The following is a 17,659-nucleotide window of genomic DNA, read 5'->3' as shown; positions in this document are numbered from 1 at the left end:
GTGTTCTCCTTGGGGACGGTGGCGTTCGCACCCCAGTTTAGCCCGGACTGACGCGGCCGCGCGCCGCCGCCTAGATCAGCGAATCGGGTTCGGGCTGGCGGGTGGTTTCCCGCAGCGCCTGATCCACCGCGCTGCGCACCAGCGAGGAGAGGAATCCGCCGGGGTGCTCGACCCCGATGTCCGCCAGGATGGAGGTCGCCTGGGTCACGATCGAGCGGGAGAACGCGGTGGCCGTGGTGATGGCTTCGGCGTAGGCCGGGCGATCATCCTCGGCGACGATCACCGGCTCGGCCCCCATCTCCACCACCAGGGCCTGCCCGATCGGCTGGACCGGTGCCGGGGCGGTGACCGCCACATAGCTTTCGGCCAGCCGGGCCAGATCCATGCTGGTGCCGGTGAAGGCGAGCGCCGGGTGCAGCGCGAGCGGGATCACCCCGCGGGATGCAGCCGGGGCGAGGACCGCGGTCCCAAACTCGGCGGCCGTATGCAGCACAATCTGACCCGGCTGCCAGGTTCCGGCCTCGGCCAACCCCTCAACCAGCGCGGCAAGCTCGGCGGTGGGCACCGCCAGGATGACCAGTTCGCTGCGCTCGATGATCTCGGGAATCTCCAGGATCGGCACCCCGGGCAGAATGGCCTCGGCCCGATCCCGGCTGGCCTCGGAGATCGCCGAGATGCCGATCACCGCGTGCCCGGCACCGGCCAGCGCCGCCCCGAGGACCGGGCCCACCCGACCGGCTCCGATGATTCCGACACCCAAACGTCCGGCACGACCACTCACTACTTTTCCTCCTGCGGCCCGAGGTTCGGGCCCAATTCGATATTCTCGGCAACGCCCGCCACCGGATAGCGCTGCGCGTTCTCGGCCACCAGCGCGGCCTCGCGTTCGCTGCTCGGTTCCCAGCGTCCCAGGTCGATCCGCGGGGCCCCGGGCACCGGTGCCGAGGCGCGCGTCTGCGCCCAGCGGTGCGAGGTATCGGCCCCGATGGCGACAACCACCGCGGCCGAAACCTTCTCAAACAGGTCCACACTGTCCCGGGTGGACATATGCGGCAGGGTCGCCACAACCGGGCCGAGCACCGTGTGGGCGGTCACGCTGGCGATTCGCAGCCGGCGCTCGATCGGCCCCTGCGTGGTGTTAAGACTCTGTAGGCGGGCCAGCGGAATGAGGTCCAGGTGGCGCCAGATCACCCCGCGACGGAAGATCAACAGATCCCCGGTCAGCGTGTAGCCGGTGCGTCGCCAGGCGAAGGGATCCACCCACGCCGCGCGCCGCGGGTTCCCCACAAAACCACGCGGATTCCGGGAGTTCAGCGCATCATCGAGCAGCTCGCGCACGGGCTGATAGAACGGCTGGTTGAGCAGCAGGCCCACCACGGCCGCCGCATCATCGAGCCGCCCCACCGGCAGCGCGGTGGTGGCCGAGTCGGCGGCGTTCAGCGCCGAGGTGCCGGCCCGGTTGATCTGAACCCGCCACCACCCAAACGGACGCCACAGCAGCGGCTGGGTCACCCGCACCGCGTGCACCCGGCCGGGCGGAACGGTGTCGTTGGTGGTGGAGAGCAGCCCGGCACCGATCCGCATGCCCGCGGAGGTGCTCGCCACCGAGTAGCGCATGGACTTGGAAATCCGCGACCAGTAATAGGAGACCACACCGAGGATCGCCGGCAGCAGCGCAAACAGCGACCAGTAGATTCCCCGGGTGACCATGACCGTGACCACCACCACCATCACGATCAACAGCACGGTGGACAGGCTCACCACGGTCGAGACGATCAGGCGCAGCGGGGACACCCGAACCACCGCGGTGACCTGGTGGGCGGCAAGATCCAGCTCGGGACCGAGCAGATCACGCGCGCGATCGGTCACCAGGTTTTCGAGCTTCGAGGCGGTGCTGGGCGTGCCCTCACCGGCGGTTTGCGTGGCTGGGGACGGAGCTGCCGGACGGTGCTGCTTGCCCGAGGCGAGGGTGAGCAGGGCCGCGCGCAGCGGCTCCGCATCGCGGGCGTGCAGGTACTCCAGGTTGACGTTGGCTCCGTCTCCGGCCACCGAGACCTCAAGCTTGGCCGCCCCAAAAATCCGGGCGAACAGCGGCCGGGCGATATTGACCGACTGGATCCGATCCAGCTGGGCCCGACGATGCCGCCGGAACAGGATGCCGCTGCGGATCTCCACCGCGTCGGCTCCGATTCGGAAGGTCGCCATCCGCCAGGAAATATAGAAGAACACGATCATCAGCACCAGCACGGCCAGCACCCCGCCAAGAATCAGCAGAATATTGGGTGAGTTGAGGATCGCGGTGACCGGATCGTACTGTTCGGGGCCGTTGAGCACCGGGACAAAAAAGGCCACCAGTCGCTCGCGGAAATTCGATACAACGATGCCGAAGATCACGATGAACGCGACCCCTCCGCGCAGCAGCGGGGTCGCCGGGTGCATCCGGTGCCACTCGCCGTCGGTCAGGTCGGCGACTGTGCGCGGCGGCGCGGCGGGAGTGGTTGCCGGAGTGGGCGGCGGGATCGGCTCAAACTCGCCGCTCACAGCCCGCTCCGACGACTCTCGGCGACGGCCACCAGGTGGTCACGCAGCTGCTCGGCCTCCGCCAGGGGCATCCCGGGGATGATCACGTTGGTGCCCACCGCCGCGGTGACAAACTTCAGCTCGGCCAGGCCGAACGCACGGGCAATCGGCCCCCGGTTGATGTCGACCAGCTGCATCCGACCGTAGGGCACCGCGACAAACCGCTGCCACATGATCCCGCGGCGAAACAGCAGGTCATCCTCGCGCAGCAGGTAGCCAATGGAGCGAGCCCGACGAGGAATCAGGATCGCGGTAATAATGAGCACGATGAGGATCGCGCCGCCGGCCAGCAGGGGCCAGATCGACTCGTTCAGCCACCAGATCAGGGCGGCCACCGCGGCGACCACGATCATCGTGACGGTGTTCCCAATCTGCTCGATCACCGCAAACTTCGGCGAAATCCGCTGCCACTGATCGCGCGGATAGTCGAGCTCCAGTGACCTCAGCTCGGGACCACCCGCGACAGGCTCGCTCGGCGCATCAGGAACCCGCAGCCCTGGACCACTGGCGACAGGCTCACTCGGCACATCAGGAACCCGCAGCTCGGGACCACTGGCGGTGGGCTCACTCGGCACATCAGGAAGACGCGGGGGCTGCTCCGGGTAGGTCATCGTCGGTATCCTCCGGCAGGGTGCACAGGTATTCGGCGATGAGGCCGCCCGCGCACAGGATCAGGGCGCCCACGGTGGCGATCACCAGGGGTACCCACGAGTTTAGCGCGGGGCTCACCGCGCGGCTGAGGAGAAATCCGATCAGTCCCAGTCCCACGCCGCCGAGCAGGGCCCCGGTCACGGCCTCCGCCTTGGCCAGGACCAGGATCCGCATCGCGTAGAACGAGTCGACCCGGCGGCGCGGGGTCGCCCGGATCGCGCGATAGATCCGAGCCGCCAGGAATACGGTCACCCCGGCGATCAGCAACAGCGTGATCGGAAGCGACAGCGCGGGCGTCAGCAGCGGACGGCCGAGCCCGGCGAGGGTCATATTTGTCAGCGCGCCCACCGCGGCACCGACGGCGAGAAGCCCAATCAGGACCCCGTAGGAGGTGCGCTTCACGGCAGCTCCGTTTCGGTCGGGATGGTTTTCAGAGCCCGCAGCAGATCGGCTACTGGGCCGGCCCCGGGCAGGACGGCGTCGGGGTCCAGCGCCCACCACGGGCCCAGCACAAAGTCTCGCTCCACCGCGCGCGGGTGCGGGATGGTCAGGGTGGGCGTTTCGATTTCCAGATCGCCGTAGGTGATGATGTCGATGTCCAGCGTGCGATCGCCCCAGCGTTCCAGACGCTCGCGGCCGTGGGCACGCTCGATCTCGGCACCGGCAGCCAGCAGGTCGCGCGGGCTGAGCGTGGTGCGCACGCGGGCGACGGCGTTCAGGTATCCCGGCGCATCGGGATCGGGTCCGTCGAGTTTCACCGCCACCGAATCGACCACCGGAGAGAGGGTGACCTCGAGGATCCCGGGCACATCGGCCAGGTCACGAACCGCGGCGTCGAGGGTTTCGGCGCGGTCTCCGAGGTTGGCGCCGAGCGCGAGGATCGCCGATACGGAGTGCCGCGGGGCCTCGGATGCGCGCGAATCATCGCGGGCGAGCCGCTCGAGTTTCGCCTGGGTATTGCGCGTGGGCGGGATGATGCGCCCACCGGGGAGCGGAGTCATCGGGTGCGCTCAATCGTCACGGCCACATCGCCAAACGGCACCGAGATCGGGGCGTCGGGCTTGTGCACGGTGGCGCGCACGCGCTCGGCGGCGGGGAAGCTCAGGGCAACCGCGGCGACCCGCTCGGCCACGGTTTCGATCAGGTCCACCGGGTTGGCGGCCACGGCGGCGACCACGGCCTCGGCGAGCTCGCCATAGTGAACGGTGGCGGCCAGATCGTCCCCGGCGGCGGCCGGATGAAGGTCGAGCCAGACCACCAGATCGATCAGGAAGTCCTGGCCCTGTTCGCGCTCAAAGTCGAAGACGCCGTGGTGCGCGCGTACACGCAGTCCGGTCAGGGTAATGAAGTCGTTGGCAGCCACGGGGCTAGTCTACGGGCGTGGGTTCGGCCCCGCCACACGAACGGCGGCTCCGACTCCAACGCCCGGGCGCGGCGCCCGGGGTGCGGTGTGCGGTCCGGACCGCGGCGCGCTAGGAGCGTAGGTGCTCCCACACGTCGAGCGCGCGGGCGCTCGCCCGGGGTTCGTGGACGCGCACCCCCCAGATGCCGGAGTCGGCGATCAGCGCGGTCAGGACGGCCGTGGGTAGATCCCGCTCGGCTACCTCGGCATCGGCGGGAAGCATCTCGCCGAGGAAACGCTTGCGGCTGGCCCCGATCAGCAGCGGGAATCCCAGCGCGGTCAGTCGGTCAAGCCCCCGCAGGATCGCCCAGTTATGAGCGCCGGTCTTGGAAAACCCGAGACCCGGATCCAGGATGATGCGATCGTCGGGAATCCCCGCGGCGCGGGCAGCGGCAACGATTCGCGAGAGTTCCTCCACAACCTCGCTCACCGGATCGGCATAGTGGGCCAGGCTGTCGCCCGCGTCGAGGCGACCACGCCAGTGTCCGGCGATCAGAATCGCGGTCTCCGAGGCGGCCACCACCCGGAGCAGCTCGGGGTCGGCCTGGCCGCCCGAGACATCGTTGACGTACAGCGTGCCCGCGGCGAGGGCGACCCGCGCGGTCTCGGCGTTCATCGTGTCGATCGAGGTGGTGATTCCCGCGGCGCTGAGCGCCTCCAGCGCCGGTCGTACCCGGGCAATCTCCTCGGCGACCCCGACAATCTCGGCACCGGGACGGGTGGACTCCCCACCCACATCCACGATGTCCGCCCCGGCCTCGACGAGGGCCCGGCCGCGGGCAATGGCATCCTCGGGAGCCAGATAGTGGCCCCCATCGGAGAAGGAATCGGGGGTGACGTTCAGCACCCCCATGATCAGCGGCCTAGCGGACATAGAATCCACCGTCCCCAACCATCAGCAGCCTCGTGGTCACCGAACCACCATCCACTACCATCTGCGGCCTAGCGGTCATGGGTCCCACCGATCAGGGCGAAAACTTCCCCCCGACGCAGTGGGTCAGACAGCTCGCCGCGGCTGGCCATGGTGACCGTGCTGGAGGCCACCTGGCGCGGTCCGCGGGCGGACACGCAACCGTGCTTGGCCTCCATCACCACCAGCGCCCCGCGGGCGTCCAGACCCGTGAAGAGGGTGTCGGCGATCTCGTCGGTCAGGCGTTCCTGCAGCTGCGGGCGCGACGCCAGGGTGTCGACAACTCGCGGCAGTGCGCCGAGGCCCACCACCTTCTCGCCGGGCAGGTAGGCCACGTGGGCAACCCCGATAAAGGGCAGCAGGTGGTGCTCGCAGATCGAGCGAAACTCGATATCGCGCAGCAGCACGATCTCCCCCGGTCCCGAGGTTTCATGCTCATCGGCCGCGGAATCCAGCGGCACCGTGTTGTTCAGCAGGGCGCGGGCATCCACGCCGATCCCGGAGAAGTACTCGGCGTAGGCCTCGGCCACCCGACGCGGGGTGTCCTGCATGCCCGGACGGGCGGGGTCCTCCCCGATCGCTTCGATCAGTTCGGACACCGCCCGCATCACGCGTTCGCGATCCACTGCCATGCGGCTAGGACTCCGGGGTTGTGTCGGTCGGCTTCTGGTCCGCCTGAGCGGGCTTCTCCTCGGTCGCATCCGCGGCGGGAGCCTCGGCTGCGGGAGCCTCGGGGGCTGCGGCGTCGGCCGCGGTACCGGTCTCGACGGCCGGGTCCTCGGTGGGCTCCAGGGTGGCCGAGGCCACGGCACCGTCGGTCAGCTCGGGCTGGATCGGCACCGAGGTGATCGGCATCTCGATCGGGGGCAGGTCGCTCACCGGACGGTCGACGCTGGAGAGCCACTGCGGGCGCTCGTCCAGCTTCTTGATGTCCTTGAAGATCTCGGCCAGCTGGTTGTGATCCAGGGTTTCCTTCTCCAGCAGCTCGCGAGCCAGACGGTCGAGCACATCGCGGTTGGCGTTGAGCATCTTCCAGGCCTCATCATGGGCCTGCTCGATCAGCGCGCGCACCTGGTCGTCCACCTGCTGGGCGATCCGCTCCGAGTAGTCGCGCTGGGAACCCATGTCGCGACCGAGGAACATCTCCCCGCTCGAGGCACCCAGCTTGACCGCGCCGATTCCGGCGCTCATGCCGTACTCGGTCACCATCTTGCGGGCGATCGAGGTGGCCTTCTCGATGTCGTTGGAGGCACCGGTGGTGGGGTCGTGGAACACGATCTCCTCGGCCACACGGCCACCCATCGCGTAGGTCAGCTGGTCCAGCAGCTCGTTACGGGTCACCGAGTACTTGTCCTCCAACGGCAGCACCATCGTGTAGCCGAGGGCGCGTCCACGCGGGAGGATGGTGACCTTGGTCACCGGGTCGGAGTTCCGCATCGAGGCGGCGGCGAGGGCATGACCACCCTCGTGGTAGGCGGTGATGAGCTTCTCACGATCGTTCATGACGCGAGTACGACGCTGCGGACCGGCGATCACGCGGTCGATGGCCTCGTCCAGCGCACGGTTGTCGATCAGCTGCGCGTTGGAGCGCGCGGTCAGCAGGGCGGCCTCGTTGAGGACGTTGGCCAGGTCGGCACCGGTGAACCCGGGGGTCTTGCGGGCGACAACCTCAAGGTCGACGTTCTTGGAGAGCGGCTTGCCCTTTCCGTGGACCTCGAGGATCTTGCGACGGCCGGGCAGATCGGGCGCATCCACGCCGATCTGACGGTCGAACCGGCCCGGACGCAGCAGCGCGGGGTCCAGGATGTCAGGACGGTTGGTGGCCGCGATCAGGATCACGTTGGTCTTGGGGTCGAAGCCGTCCATCTCCACCAGGAGCTGGTTCAGGGTCTGCTCACGCTCATCGTGACCACCACCCATTCCCGCGCCACGGTGGCGACCGACGGCGTCGATCTCGTCCACAAAGATGATGGCTGGGGAGTTTTCCTTGGCCTGCTGGAACAGGTCACGCACGCGGCTGGCACCCACACCCACAAACATCTCCACGAAGTCCGAACCGGAGATCGAGTAGAAGGGGACGCCGGCCTCACCGGCGACGGCGCGGGCAAGCAGGGTCTTACCGGTTCCGGGAGGACCGTACAGCAGCACACCCTTGGGGATGCGGGCACCGACGGCCTGGAACTTGGCGGGCTCCTTCAGGAACTCCTTGATCTCGTTGAGCTCCTCAAGCGCCTCGTCGCTTCCGGCCACATCCGCAAAGGTGACCTGCGGGGACTCCTTGGACACCAGCTTGGCCTTCGACTTACCGAAGGACATCAGCTTGTTGCCGCCACCCTGCATGTTTGACAGCAGGAACCAGAAGACCACACCGATGATCAGGAACGGGATCAGGAACTGCAGCAGCGAGCCGATCCAGCTGGGCTGGGGCACCTTATCGGTGAAGCCGTCGGCGGGCTTGGCCTCGTTGACGGCGGTGATCACATCGTCCGCACGCGCGTCGAGGAAGTTGAACTGCACCCGCTTGCCGAAGTCCTTGAAGTCGTCCTTCAGCACCAGGTCGGCCCGGTTTTCACCGGCGGTCAGGGTGACCTCCTTGACCTTGCCGTCCTTAATCAGCGAGATGCCCTGGTCCGTGTTGATCTCACGGAATCCGTTCAGCCCCGCGATCAGGTTAAAACCAATCAGAAAGACAACAATTGCGACGATGATGTAGGGCAGTGGGCCCTTGAAAAGGCGATTGGGTTTCATGTGCGTGCGAGCGGACGCTCGGACCTTTCTGCGGGTGAGGCAAGGACGGGTCGAGGAGGCCCGTACTGATTAGGGTAGCCGCTAGGGGCGAAAGTCCGCCCCATGTTCGCCGTGGGATGAACCCATGCGTGTTCACAGCTTGCGTTCGGGCTGCTCGGAGGATATGCGGAGACCCCGCGAGGAAACCTCGCGGGGTCGGCGTCAAATATGGTTATTAGGCGTACACGTGGGGGGCCAGCACGGCCACGTCACGCAGGTTGCGGTAGCGCTCGGCGAAGTCCAGACCGTAGCCCACCACGAAGTCGTTGGGGATGTCGAAGCCGACGTAGCGGCAGTCAATCTCGACCTTGGCGGCCTCGGGCTTGCGCAGCAGGGCGCAGACCTCGATCGAGGCGGCACCGCGGGCGGCGAAGTTATCCAGCAGCCAGGAGAGGGTCAGACCCGAGTCGATGATGTCCTCGACGATCAGCACGTGGCGGCCGGCGATGTCGGTGTCGAGGTCCTTGCGGATCTGCACGACGCCGCTCGACTTGGTCGAGGCGCCGTAGGAGGATACGGCCATCCAGTCGATCTGCACGTGCTGGGTCAGCGCGCGGGAGAGGTCTGCCATGACCATAACGGCACCCTTCAGGACGCCCACCAGGAGCAGGTCCTTTCCGGCGTAGTCCGCGTCGATCTGAGCGGCAAGCTCGCGCAGTTTGGTGTTGATTTGTTCCTCGGTGACGAGGATTTCGGTCAGATCATTGCGGATGTCGCTGGATTCCATGAACCAAGTCTACGTTGTCCTGGTGATCGGGGAAATCCACCCGCGCGCCGTGTTTTCTCCCGGCGGCAGGTTTGGCGGGTGTACCGTGCCCTTTTGTTCGGCACACCCGCATGGCCACGCTAGTCGAGGGCCCCGGCGGCGGTGAAAACGATCAGGCCGTTGTCGCGATGTACACGGATCCCCGGCACATCGATCGGCCCCTGACCGCGCCAGCGGGTCACCAGTTCGGCGATTTCCAGCGTGTGGGAGCGTTCGAGGGAGACGCCAAACTCCCCCTGTGCCACCAGGCGAATAATCCGGTTGCGCAGCGCCGCGGGGTTCGCGGCCAGGGCCTGGACCGAGACGGCGATGCCGGCCTCGGCGTGCTCCACGATCTCCTCGATGAACTCCTCGATCATGTCCTCAAACGCGTCGGCGTCCTCGCGGGCCTGATCGGCGGTGCGGGCCAGCGCCTTGGCGATGCCCGGACCAAGCTCGGCCTCAAGCATCGGCAGGATCGTCTCGCGCACACGCACGCGTGCATAGGAGGGGTCAAAATTATGGGGGTCGATCCAGGGGGTCAGCCCGCGGGCGGCGCAGGAGCCCACGGTGTCGACCCGGTCGATCCCAAGTAGCGGACGCGCATAGAGCCCCGATCGGGGTGCCATGCCGGCGAGGCTGCGTGCACCGGCACCGCGGGCAAGACCCAGCAGCACGGTCTCGGCCTGGTCATCGCGGGTGTGTGCGAGCAGCACGGTGTCGGAACCGTGTTCGCGAGCCACCTCGGACAGCGCCGCATAGCGGGCCTCGCGGGCGGCAGCCTCGGGCCCTCCCTCGGTCCCTACGCTCACGCGGCGCACAATCACCGGGTCCAGGCCCAGCTCGCGGGCGGTGGCGGCGGTACGCTCGGCCACAAGGTCCGAGCCCTCCTGTAGTCCGTGATCCACGATGATCGCGCCCGCGGGAATCCCGGCTGAGCGCGCCTCGAACGCCAACGCATCGGCCAGGGCGAGGGAATCGGGCCCGCCGGAGAGGGCCACAAATACCGGCGCGTCACCCGTGGTATCCGCCGAATTGGCGCGTTCTGCGAGGGCCTGACGGACGGCGCTACGAATGCGAGCGCTGGACGTATCCAAACCTGGGCGACGGGGTGCTTGTGTGTTCTCGGGCATCAAGTAACGTTATTACAGACTTTCCCGATTCTGATCCGTTCTAACTAAGGAGAACAAGTCATGGCTACTTACGACGTCGTCGTAGAGATCCCCAAGGGCAGCCGCAACAAGTACGAGGTTGACCACGAGACCGGTCGCGTCTACCTGGACCGCGTGCTGTTCACCACCTTCGTGTACCCCACCGACTACGGCTACTTCGAGAACACCCTGGGCCTCGACGGCGACCCCGTTGACGCCCTGGTTCTGCTGGAGTACCCGGTCTTCCCGGGCGTCGGCGTGAAGGTTCGCCCGGTGGGCGTCCTGAACATGTCGGACGAGGCCGGCTCGGACGCCAAGGTTCTGGTTGTCCCCGCCAAGGACCCGCGCTGGGCTCACATCCAGGACATCTCGGATGTGGACGAGCAGACCAAGAACGAGATCGAGCACTTCTTCACCCGTTACAAGGACCTGGAGCCCGGCAAGTGGGTCAAGGTTGACGGTTGGGCTGACGCCGCCACCGCCGAGCAGATCGTCACCGACGGTTTCGCCGCGTTTGAGGCCGAGGGCAAGCACTAATTGCCCCCGCGAAACGGCGGTCCGGGGTCTCCCGGGCCGCCGTTTCGCAAATGAGGGACGGCATTCCCCCGGGCATTCCGCTCGACAGCGAGGCAAAAAGCGCGGTTTTGCGGGCGTCCGCCACGCCGAAACCCGCGGTCCCGCCACGCCGATTGACCGGGGGTTTCTTCAAATCGGACGCGCCCGGGGCGGCCTCGATTTTTCTGTGAGAGGATTATGCCCATATACTGATTTCAGGCAAGAGAGCGGGAAACGAAATCCGAAAGGAAATCACCCCAAACTCCGGTCTGTTACTTCGGTAGCCGAGGTCTTCGAACCTCACGGCCCCATCGTTTAGCGGCCTAGGACGCCGCCCTTTCACGGCGGTAGCACGGGTTCGAATCCCGTTGGGGTCACCACTACCAAGTAATGCAGTACAATTCAATATGTAAGGCCCTGTAGCGCAGTTGGTTAGCGTGCCGCCCTGTCACGGCGGAGGTCGCGGGTTCAAGTCCCGTCAGGGTCGCCAAGGTGAAGAACCCTTCCCATCGGGAAGGGTTTTTTATCTCAGGCGGCAAGTATTTGCCACCTGGCTCTGTAGCTCAGTTGGTAGAGCGTTCGACTGAAAATCGAAAGGTCACCGGATCGATGCCGGTCGGAGCCACCAAAACCCCCACATCTCGCCGATCGTGGGGGTTTTTTGTTGCCCCGAACCCAGTTGCCCCCCAACCCACGAGCCAATCGCGAAGGTTTTTGTTTCCTATGGCCGCATAGATCTCAAAACGAGTTGCGGCTTCGGCCAGGCGGCGAGCATCAACTACCCGAGGCTCAGAGTGCGCCGTTCTCAATGGAACGAAGCGTGTCACGCGTCACGAATGCGCACTCAGCTAGCTGCGAAGCGCTCATGCCCTGGAGCTTCCGCCAGCGCGCGATGTTCTCTCCGAGATCCGCGAGCTGCCGCTCTCTCGTCGGCGACCGACGCATGACCATAATTCACCCCGTTCTGAAGCCTATAGCTGTCAATTCTTGTTCTATTGAACTATTTATGTGCCATCCATCATCAACTGAGGTCGTTGGGACTCCTCATTCCACCAGGTCCTCTCCACCGGCTACCGGACTGCGCTCTTCCCTCTCCTGCATGCGCGTCTAGGCTCCGCTTGTGTCGCCGGCGCCGCGTACCATCACGCGGGTGGGGTCGGCGAAGTGGGTGAAGCCGTACTGCTCGTAGAGTCCCTGGGCGGTCGCGGTAGTGAGGATGAGGCGGCGCAGACCCAGCGGTTCGAGGTCCTCGATGACGGCGGCCATCAGCATCTTGCCCAGGCCCTCCCCACGCGTATCCGAGTCCACAAAGACGTCGCAGACCCAGCCAAACGTTGCCCCGTCGGTCACCACGCGAGCATAGGCAACTTGGCGACCGGTCTCCTCCTCGTAGATCCCATAGTTTCGAGACGCGTCCATCGCCGTTTCCTGCGCCTCACGCGATCGGTCCTGGGCCCAATACGATTCATCTCGCAGCCAGGCGTGCACCCGATCCCGGTCGACGCGGGCGGGGTCGGTGGAGAAGACATACGTCGTCATAGACGAAGCATAATCTCCCTCAAATAAATAGGAGGTAAAGGGTGCTTCGCAGGGCGCCCGCCCACACCCTGCGTTTTTGCGGCTCTGCAAATTCTGAGCCCTCCTCAAACCGCCACACACTAGCTGTGGATTACTCTCTTTATGTAACTTTATTGACTCTAGATAAAGCTTCCTAACGCTCGTAAGATGCCTCCATGGACAGCGTCAATAATCCCTATACGCCGAATGCGGGCGCGCGGCCGGAAGTCGTTGTCGGACGTGAAGAGCAAACGGCTGCATTCGACATCCTCCTTCAGCGTTTAGCGCGCGGACGGGACAGCCAATCCCTCATTGTCACGGGTCTGCGTGGAGTCGGGAAAACGGTCCTGCTCAATGAGCTGAGAGATATCGCGCTCTTCCACAAGTGGGTAGTGGTAGAAGTTGAGGCGAGCAAATACAGTGACGAGGCGTTTCGCCGAACACTCGCCTCGAAGATCAAGTCCACGCTATTTCAACTCTCACCACGTACTCGTTGGACCAAACGGTTCCAACGCGCAGCGAGCGCGTTGAGCGCGTTCGCACTCTCCGTCAACGATTCCGGCACATGGACCCTGGGATGGGACATACCCGCATCCGCAGGAATCGCAGATTACGGCGATCTCGCCCTCGACCTCACCGATGTCCTAGTGGAGCTGGGTGAGGCGGCTAAAGAAGCAAGCCGCGGGGTAGTTCTTTCAATCGACGAGGTTCAATTCTTGAAAAAGCCCCAGCTAGAAGCTCTCATACAGGCAATCCATAAGACGGTACAGAGGCGCCTCCCGATCACGCTGGTCGGCGCGGGGCTGCCTCAGATTGCCGAGCTGGCGGGCGACGCGAAATCATACGCAGAACGACTCTTTAAGTTTCCCTCTATCGGCTCCCTCAGCGAGCAGGATTCACGGGAAGCGATTTCAGGGCCCGCACGCGCCGAGGGTATCGGGTGGGAACCTGACGCCCTCGAATTCGCGCTGTCCATCACAAAGGGCTATCCCTATTTCATTCAAGAATTTGCGCACCAGACATGGGAAATCGCGCCCGGTGATTCGATCACCCTCATAGACGCCCAAATGGCAGTTGACCCCTACGAAGCAAAACTCGACAGCTCCTTCTTTCGTGTCCGCCTTGACCGGGCTACACCATTGCAAACCGCATACATGCGAGCGATGGCACAGCTTGGTTCCCTGCCTCAAAAAGCCGCCGATGTCGCAGGACTCATGGGACGAGAATCGACGCAGGTAGCGCCAACTCGTGCGGAGTTGATCGACATGGGTCTGTTGTATACGCCCGAGCATGGCTACGCCGCGTTCACCGTTCCCGATTTCGACAAGTACATCATGCGGGCGGTCCCTACGCTCGTAGTTCCCCAGATTCGGAGACGCACCAGGCATTCCGACTCCAGGCGCTAGGAAGTCCGGGCTACCCAGCTCGCGCTATGCTCTTCTAGTGCCTCCGCGTTCCCCCCTCCCCCAGCGTCTGGGCCTCGATGCGGCATGGCTGCGCACCAACGATGGTGACCGCTCGGCCCCTCCGGTGTGGACCACCATGCGCGAGTGGTTGCACTATCGACTGCCCGAGAACGTCGAGGTGGATGCGTTCCTCGACACCGGCCGCTTTGTCTATGCCAACGGAGAGGCCGTCCACGGGGAAGACCGTTACCGGTCCAACACGTTTATCTGGTTCCACCGCGACCTCCCGGTCGAAACCCCGGTGCCGGGCAGGATCCGGGTGATCCACCGGGATGAGCGGATCGTGGTCATCGACAAGCCACCGTTTCTCTCCTCGATCCCGCGCGGCCGCCACGTCCGCGAGAGCGTCGTGGTGCGGATGCGCGAGGAGCTGGGGCTTCCCGAGCTCTCCCCCATGCACCGCCTCGACCGCGTCACCTCGGGAGTCCTGATGCTCGCGACCGAACGGCGCTGGCGCGCGCCCTACCAAACCATGTTTATGCGCGGCGAGGTACAGAAGGTGTACCGGGCACTCGCCGGGATCCGCGAGGATCTGGTCTTGCCCACCGTCGTGCGCAACCACCTCATCAAGGAGCGTGGCATCATGAACGCGGAGATTGTGCCCGGGGCCGAGCCCAACTCCGAGTCGCTGGTCGAGCTGGAATCCGAGATCAGCCCCGGACCCGACGGTGCCCGCCGCGGAATCTACCGGCTGAGCCCGCGCACCGGCAAGACCCATCAGCTGCGCATGCACCTGTGGAGCCTGGGGATTCCGATCGCCGGCGACCCGCTCTACCCGGTCGCCCAGGACGTCGCCGTGGACGACTTCAGCACCCCGCTCCAACTTCTCGCCCACACCCTGAGCTTCAGCGATCCGATCGACGGAACCGAACGTCGCTTCGAAAGCACCCGGCCGTTCCCGCTCACGGCCGAACCGGGCGACTCCCGCTAGATCTGCGGAGGGGTTCGGCACCCGCGTCGAGTTCGGTGACCTCCGAGAGTCCACCCCGCTGTGTGTTCGGCACCCGCGTCGAGTTCGGCATTTGCTTCGAGTTCGGCCACCACCGAGGGCTCACCCCGCTGTGTGTTCGGAACCCTCCGCGACCTCACCCCGCTTCGAGTCCGCGTCGCCGAGACCCAAAGCTTCCAACCCCACAGCTCAACGCCGCTGCGCCGTTGCGCCTCAACGCCTCAACGCCTCAACGCCTCAACGCCAGGATCGCACCGTGCGGACGCGCCCCCGGGTCGGTGCGCTCATGGGTCTCCAGCACGCCGAATCCCACCGCCTCGATCCGCGCGGCCAACTCCGCGGTTGGCCAGGCATAGGCGGTGACCACCGCATGATCAAAGGAAGCCACCACGGGACCGGTGAAAAACCCGACCGCCAAACCGCCACCCGGGACCACCACCCGCGCGCATTCGGCGAGCGCCCCGTCCAGCTCGGTGGGCGAGAGGTGAATAAGGGAGTACCAGGCGAGAATCCCGCCGATACTCCGATCCGCCGCCGGCAGATCCTGTACCGCGCCCTCCCGAAAACGCGCATCCGGATACCGCGCACGCGCATGCGAGATGAACGCCGGCACCGGGTCGATCCCCACCGCAGAGGCACCGCGGGTGCGCAAAAACTCGGTCCAGTGGCCGGGCCCGCACCCCACATCCAGCACCGGCCCCGCAAGCCCTCGCACCCAGGAGTCGATCAGTTCACGATCCGGGGCCGCCGCCGACTCGATGCTCCCCAACACCTCGATATATTCGGCGGCGCGAGAATCGTAGGCGTCTCGAATACCGGGATCATCGACCATGCTCCGACCCTACCCGGAACCCCGGGCCTACTCCAGGATGCGCTGATACAGTGCGTGGTCCTGCCACTCGCCGGCGATACGCAGGTAGCGCTTGGCGATCCCGATGTACTCGAACCCGTTCCGTTCAAGAACCCGCCGGGATCCCGTGTTGTGCAGCATGGCCCCGGCCTCCAGCCGGTGCAGCTTGAGGTCCTCGCGCGCGAGCCGGATCATCTCGGCCGCGACCGCCGAGGCCACCCCGCCGCCGGTAAATCGGGCATCCACCCAGTACCCCAGGAACGCGCTCTGCAGCGGACCCCGGATGATCGCGGTGAGGGCAGAGCGCCCCACAATCTCCCCGTCGTGGGTGAGCACCACCGGATACGTGGAACCGGCATCGCGGGTGGCAATCTGCCGGAGAACGTCCTCGGCCTGCCAGCGCTCGGTGTAATAGTCCTCGGGACGCGCCGGGTCCCACGGTGCCAGGTGCTCACGGTTACGTTCATAGGCGGCAACAAGCGCCGTCTCATCACCCTCGCGCAGATCACGCAGCGTAATACCGAGGGGAAGGTGTACGGGGTCAATCACTAGATCAACGTACATGAGATCCACGGCGGGGGCGATATACGATGTGTGTCGGACGTTACGCCCATATCGTTAGCAATCCTAAACATCTCGCGCGAATCGACTATGCCTCACGAAATCACCCCGCTGCGCCGCCTCCTGGCGATGATCGCGCTCCTGCTCTGCCAGCTCACCGCGACCATCGACGCCTCGATCGTCAACGTCGCCCTCCCCGCCCTCTCCCGCTCGCTGCACGCGGGCCCCTCGGACACCGTCTGGGTGACCACCGCATTCCTGCTGGCGGTGGCCTGTATGGTGCCGATGACCAGCGCCCTCGGCGACCAGATCGGCCAGCGCACCCTGTTCCTCGCCGGTGCCCCGCTGTTCACCCTGGCCTCGCTGGCCTGCGCACTCGCCCCGAGCCTGGGCTGGCTGATCGCCTTCCGGGTGGTTCAGGGCATCGGATCGGCCATGATCATCGCCGCCGTGATCCCCATGTTCCGCTACCTCTACCCGCCGCAGCGCATCGGCAGCGTGATGGGCATCAACGCGATGGTGGTCGCCATCGGCACCGCCGCCGGCCCCACCCTCGGCGGCCTGATCCTCTCCGGTCTCGACTGGCCCTGGCTGTTCCTAATCAACGTGCCCATCGGCCTCATCTCGATTGTGCTCGGCGCGCTCTTCCTGCCGAAGACCCGGGCGCAGCGTGGGAACTTTGACGCCCGCGGATCCGTGCTGATCGCGCTGGCCATCGCCGCCTTCCTGCTGGGTGTCAACCAGCTGGTGGATCTCGGCACAATCTGGGTGCCGGGCATCCTGCTGGCCATCGGTGCCGCCTTCACCCTGTGGTTTATTCGGCATGAGCGGGTTGCCGCGCGTCCGATCATCCCGCCGCGGATCTGGAACGGGGTCTTCTCGATCGCCGTGCTCACCGCCTGGACCTCCTTCTTTGCCCAGGGCATCGCCTTCGTGGCGCTCCCCTTCCTCTTCCAGAGCGAGTTTGGTGCGACACCGCTGCAGTCGGCCCTGCTGTTCACCCCGTGGCCCGCGGTCATCATCCTGGTCGCGCCGATCTCCGGTCGCCTGGCCGACCGGATCCGCCCGGCCGTGCTCGCCCTGGTGGGCCTCGGCATCTACACCGTCGGGCTGCTGATGTTGGCGATTGCCGGCCCCCACCCCTCGATCCTGCCGATCCTGATCGCCACCGCGATCTGCGGGCTCGGCTTCGGCACCTTCCAGAGCCCCAACAACCGCGACATGCTCTCCTCGGCACCGCTTGAACTCTCCTCCTCGGCCTCGGCGGTGCTCAATACCAACCGGACCATCGGGCAGTCGGCCGGTTCCGGAGCCGTCAGCATGGCCTTCGCCCTGTTCGGGGCCGAGGCGGCCTCGCTGGCCAAGCAGGCGGATGCGGCGGCGGGGGTGCTGTGGATCGCCGTCTTCGCGGCCCTGGCCTCGGTGGTCCTCAGCGCGCTGAAGGTCCGCCGACGCAGACCCGAACTCATTAATTAGGTAGCTGAGTCTATTTAAG

At 65.8% G+C, this 17,659-nt stretch carries 18 protein-coding genes and 3 tRNA genes; 7 read left to right on the top strand and 14 right to left on the bottom strand.

The annotated features are described in order from the left end of the window. Positions 1-70: 70 nt before the first annotated feature. The 11 genes from IE92_RS0107770 to tilS all read right to left on the bottom strand — a co-directional run bounded on the left by IE92_RS0107770 (position 71) and on the right by tilS (position 10,208). Positions 71-781 (bottom strand): Rossmann-like and DUF2520 domain-containing protein, encoded by a 711-nt coding sequence (locus IE92_RS0107770; protein WP_030147932.1) that lies wholly within the window; start codon positions 779-781, stop codon positions 71-73. After that, positions 781-2,541, bottom strand: coding sequence for a PH domain-containing protein (locus tag IE92_RS0107765; RefSeq protein WP_051701696.1), 1,761 nt, complete (start codon positions 2,539-2,541; stop codon positions 781-783). Before IE92_RS0107765 ends, IE92_RS0107770 begins: the two co-directional genes overlap by 1 nt. Beyond that, positions 2,538-3,017 carry a PH domain-containing protein gene (locus IE92_RS18915; RefSeq protein ID WP_030147930.1) on the bottom strand — a complete coding sequence of 160 codons (480 nt, stop codon included), beginning with the start codon at positions 3,015-3,017 and terminating at the stop codon, positions 2,538-2,540. The genes IE92_RS0107765 and IE92_RS18915 overlap by 4 nt, the downstream gene beginning before the upstream one ends. A 139-nt stretch (positions 3,018-3,156) precedes the next feature. Beyond that, positions 3,157-3,633: a DUF3180 domain-containing protein gene (locus IE92_RS0107755; RefSeq protein ID WP_030147929.1), complete on the bottom strand. Its 477-nt coding sequence runs from the start codon at positions 3,631-3,633 to the stop codon at positions 3,157-3,159. Continuing rightward, positions 3,630-4,232: a 2-amino-4-hydroxy-6-hydroxymethyldihydropteridine diphosphokinase gene (gene folK, locus IE92_RS0107750; RefSeq protein ID WP_081863951.1), complete on the bottom strand. Its 603-nt coding sequence runs from the start codon at positions 4,230-4,232 to the stop codon at positions 3,630-3,632. The genes IE92_RS0107755 and folK overlap by 4 nt, the downstream gene beginning before the upstream one ends. Next, positions 4,229-4,594: a dihydroneopterin aldolase gene (gene folB / locus IE92_RS0107745; protein WP_030147927.1), complete on the bottom strand. Its 366-nt coding sequence runs from the start codon at positions 4,592-4,594 to the stop codon at positions 4,229-4,231. The genes folK and folB overlap by 4 nt, the downstream gene beginning before the upstream one ends. 109 nt (positions 4,595-4,703) lie before the next feature. Continuing rightward, positions 4,704-5,507: a dihydropteroate synthase gene (gene folP / locus IE92_RS0107740; protein WP_030147926.1), complete on the bottom strand. Its 804-nt coding sequence runs from the start codon at positions 5,505-5,507 to the stop codon at positions 4,704-4,706. 68 nt (positions 5,508-5,575) lie between these two features. After that, positions 5,576-6,175, bottom strand: coding sequence for a GTP cyclohydrolase I (gene folE / locus IE92_RS0107735; RefSeq protein ID WP_030147925.1), 600 nt, complete (start codon positions 6,173-6,175; stop codon positions 5,576-5,578). A gap of 4 nt (positions 6,176-6,179) precedes the next feature. Next, complete coding sequence (ftsH, locus tag IE92_RS0107730) at positions 6,180-8,291, bottom strand: ATP-dependent zinc metalloprotease FtsH (RefSeq protein WP_081863953.1); 2,112 nt, start codon at positions 8,289-8,291, stop codon at positions 6,180-6,182. A gap of 214 nt (positions 8,292-8,505) precedes the next feature. Further along, positions 8,506-9,057: a hypoxanthine phosphoribosyltransferase gene (gene hpt, locus IE92_RS0107725; protein ID WP_030147923.1), complete on the bottom strand. Its 552-nt coding sequence runs from the start codon at positions 9,055-9,057 to the stop codon at positions 8,506-8,508. A gap of 119 nt (positions 9,058-9,176) precedes the next feature. Continuing rightward, positions 9,177-10,208, bottom strand: coding sequence for a tRNA lysidine(34) synthetase TilS (tilS, locus tag IE92_RS0107720; protein WP_030147922.1), 1,032 nt, complete (start codon positions 10,206-10,208; stop codon positions 9,177-9,179). Between the two features lie 60 nt (positions 10,209-10,268). Between tilS and IE92_RS0107715 the strand changes: the two genes are divergently transcribed. The 4 genes from IE92_RS0107715 (at position 10,269) to IE92_RS0107700 (ending at position 11,409) form a co-directional block, all read left to right on the top strand. Continuing rightward, a complete protein-coding gene (locus IE92_RS0107715) occupies positions 10,269-10,763 on the top strand; it encodes an inorganic diphosphatase (RefSeq protein ID WP_030147921.1) in 495 nt (164 codons plus the stop codon). Between the two features lie 322 nt (positions 10,764-11,085). Further along, positions 11,086-11,161 (top strand) — tRNA-Glu (locus IE92_RS0107710). 33 nt (positions 11,162-11,194) lie between these two features. Beyond that, positions 11,195-11,271, top strand: a tRNA-Asp gene (locus IE92_RS0107705). A gap of 62 nt (positions 11,272-11,333) precedes the next feature. Further along, a tRNA-Phe gene (locus tag IE92_RS0107700) sits at positions 11,334-11,409 on the top strand. A gap of 479 nt (positions 11,410-11,888) precedes the next feature. Here the strand turns inward: IE92_RS0107700 and IE92_RS0107690 are convergent. After that, positions 11,889-12,320, bottom strand: a complete 432-nt coding sequence (locus tag IE92_RS0107690; protein WP_030147920.1) for a GNAT family N-acetyltransferase — start codon at positions 12,318-12,320, stop codon at positions 11,889-11,891. A 194-nt stretch (positions 12,321-12,514) separates the two neighbouring features. On the opposite strand from IE92_RS0107690, the gene IE92_RS0107685 reads away from it, so the two are divergent. Continuing rightward, complete coding sequence (locus tag IE92_RS0107685) at positions 12,515-13,744, top strand: AAA family ATPase (protein WP_030147919.1); 1,230 nt, start codon at positions 12,515-12,517, stop codon at positions 13,742-13,744. 37 nt (positions 13,745-13,781) lie between these two features. After that, entirely contained in the window at positions 13,782-14,735 is a 954-nt protein-coding gene (locus tag IE92_RS0107680) for a pseudouridine synthase (RefSeq protein ID WP_043321603.1), read from the top strand. Positions 14,736-14,982: 247 nt separating this feature from the next. Here IE92_RS0107680 and IE92_RS0107675 read toward each other — a convergent pair whose 3' ends face one another. Further along, positions 14,983-15,585, bottom strand: coding sequence for a class I SAM-dependent methyltransferase (locus IE92_RS0107675; RefSeq protein WP_030147917.1), 603 nt, complete (start codon positions 15,583-15,585; stop codon positions 14,983-14,985). A 27-nt stretch (positions 15,586-15,612) separates the two neighbouring features. Then, entirely contained in the window at positions 15,613-16,152 is a 540-nt protein-coding gene (locus IE92_RS0107670) for a GNAT family N-acetyltransferase (protein WP_245601241.1), read from the bottom strand. 102 nt (positions 16,153-16,254) lie between these two features. On the opposite strand from IE92_RS0107670, the gene IE92_RS0107665 reads away from it, so the two are divergent. Continuing rightward, positions 16,255-17,640 (top strand): DHA2 family efflux MFS transporter permease subunit, encoded by a 1,386-nt coding sequence (locus tag IE92_RS0107665; RefSeq protein ID WP_030147915.1) that lies wholly within the window; start codon positions 16,255-16,257, stop codon positions 17,638-17,640. Positions 17,641-17,659: the final 19 nt, after the last annotated feature.

The sequence above is a fragment of the Mycetocola saprophilus genome, from assembly GCF_000718085.1.
GTDB classification, from domain to species: domain Bacteria; phylum Actinomycetota; class Actinomycetes; order Actinomycetales; family Microbacteriaceae; genus Mycetocola; species Mycetocola saprophilus.
The sequence above is the reverse complement of the archived record's forward strand: the minus strand, read 5'-3'. Positions and strand labels throughout refer to the sequence as shown.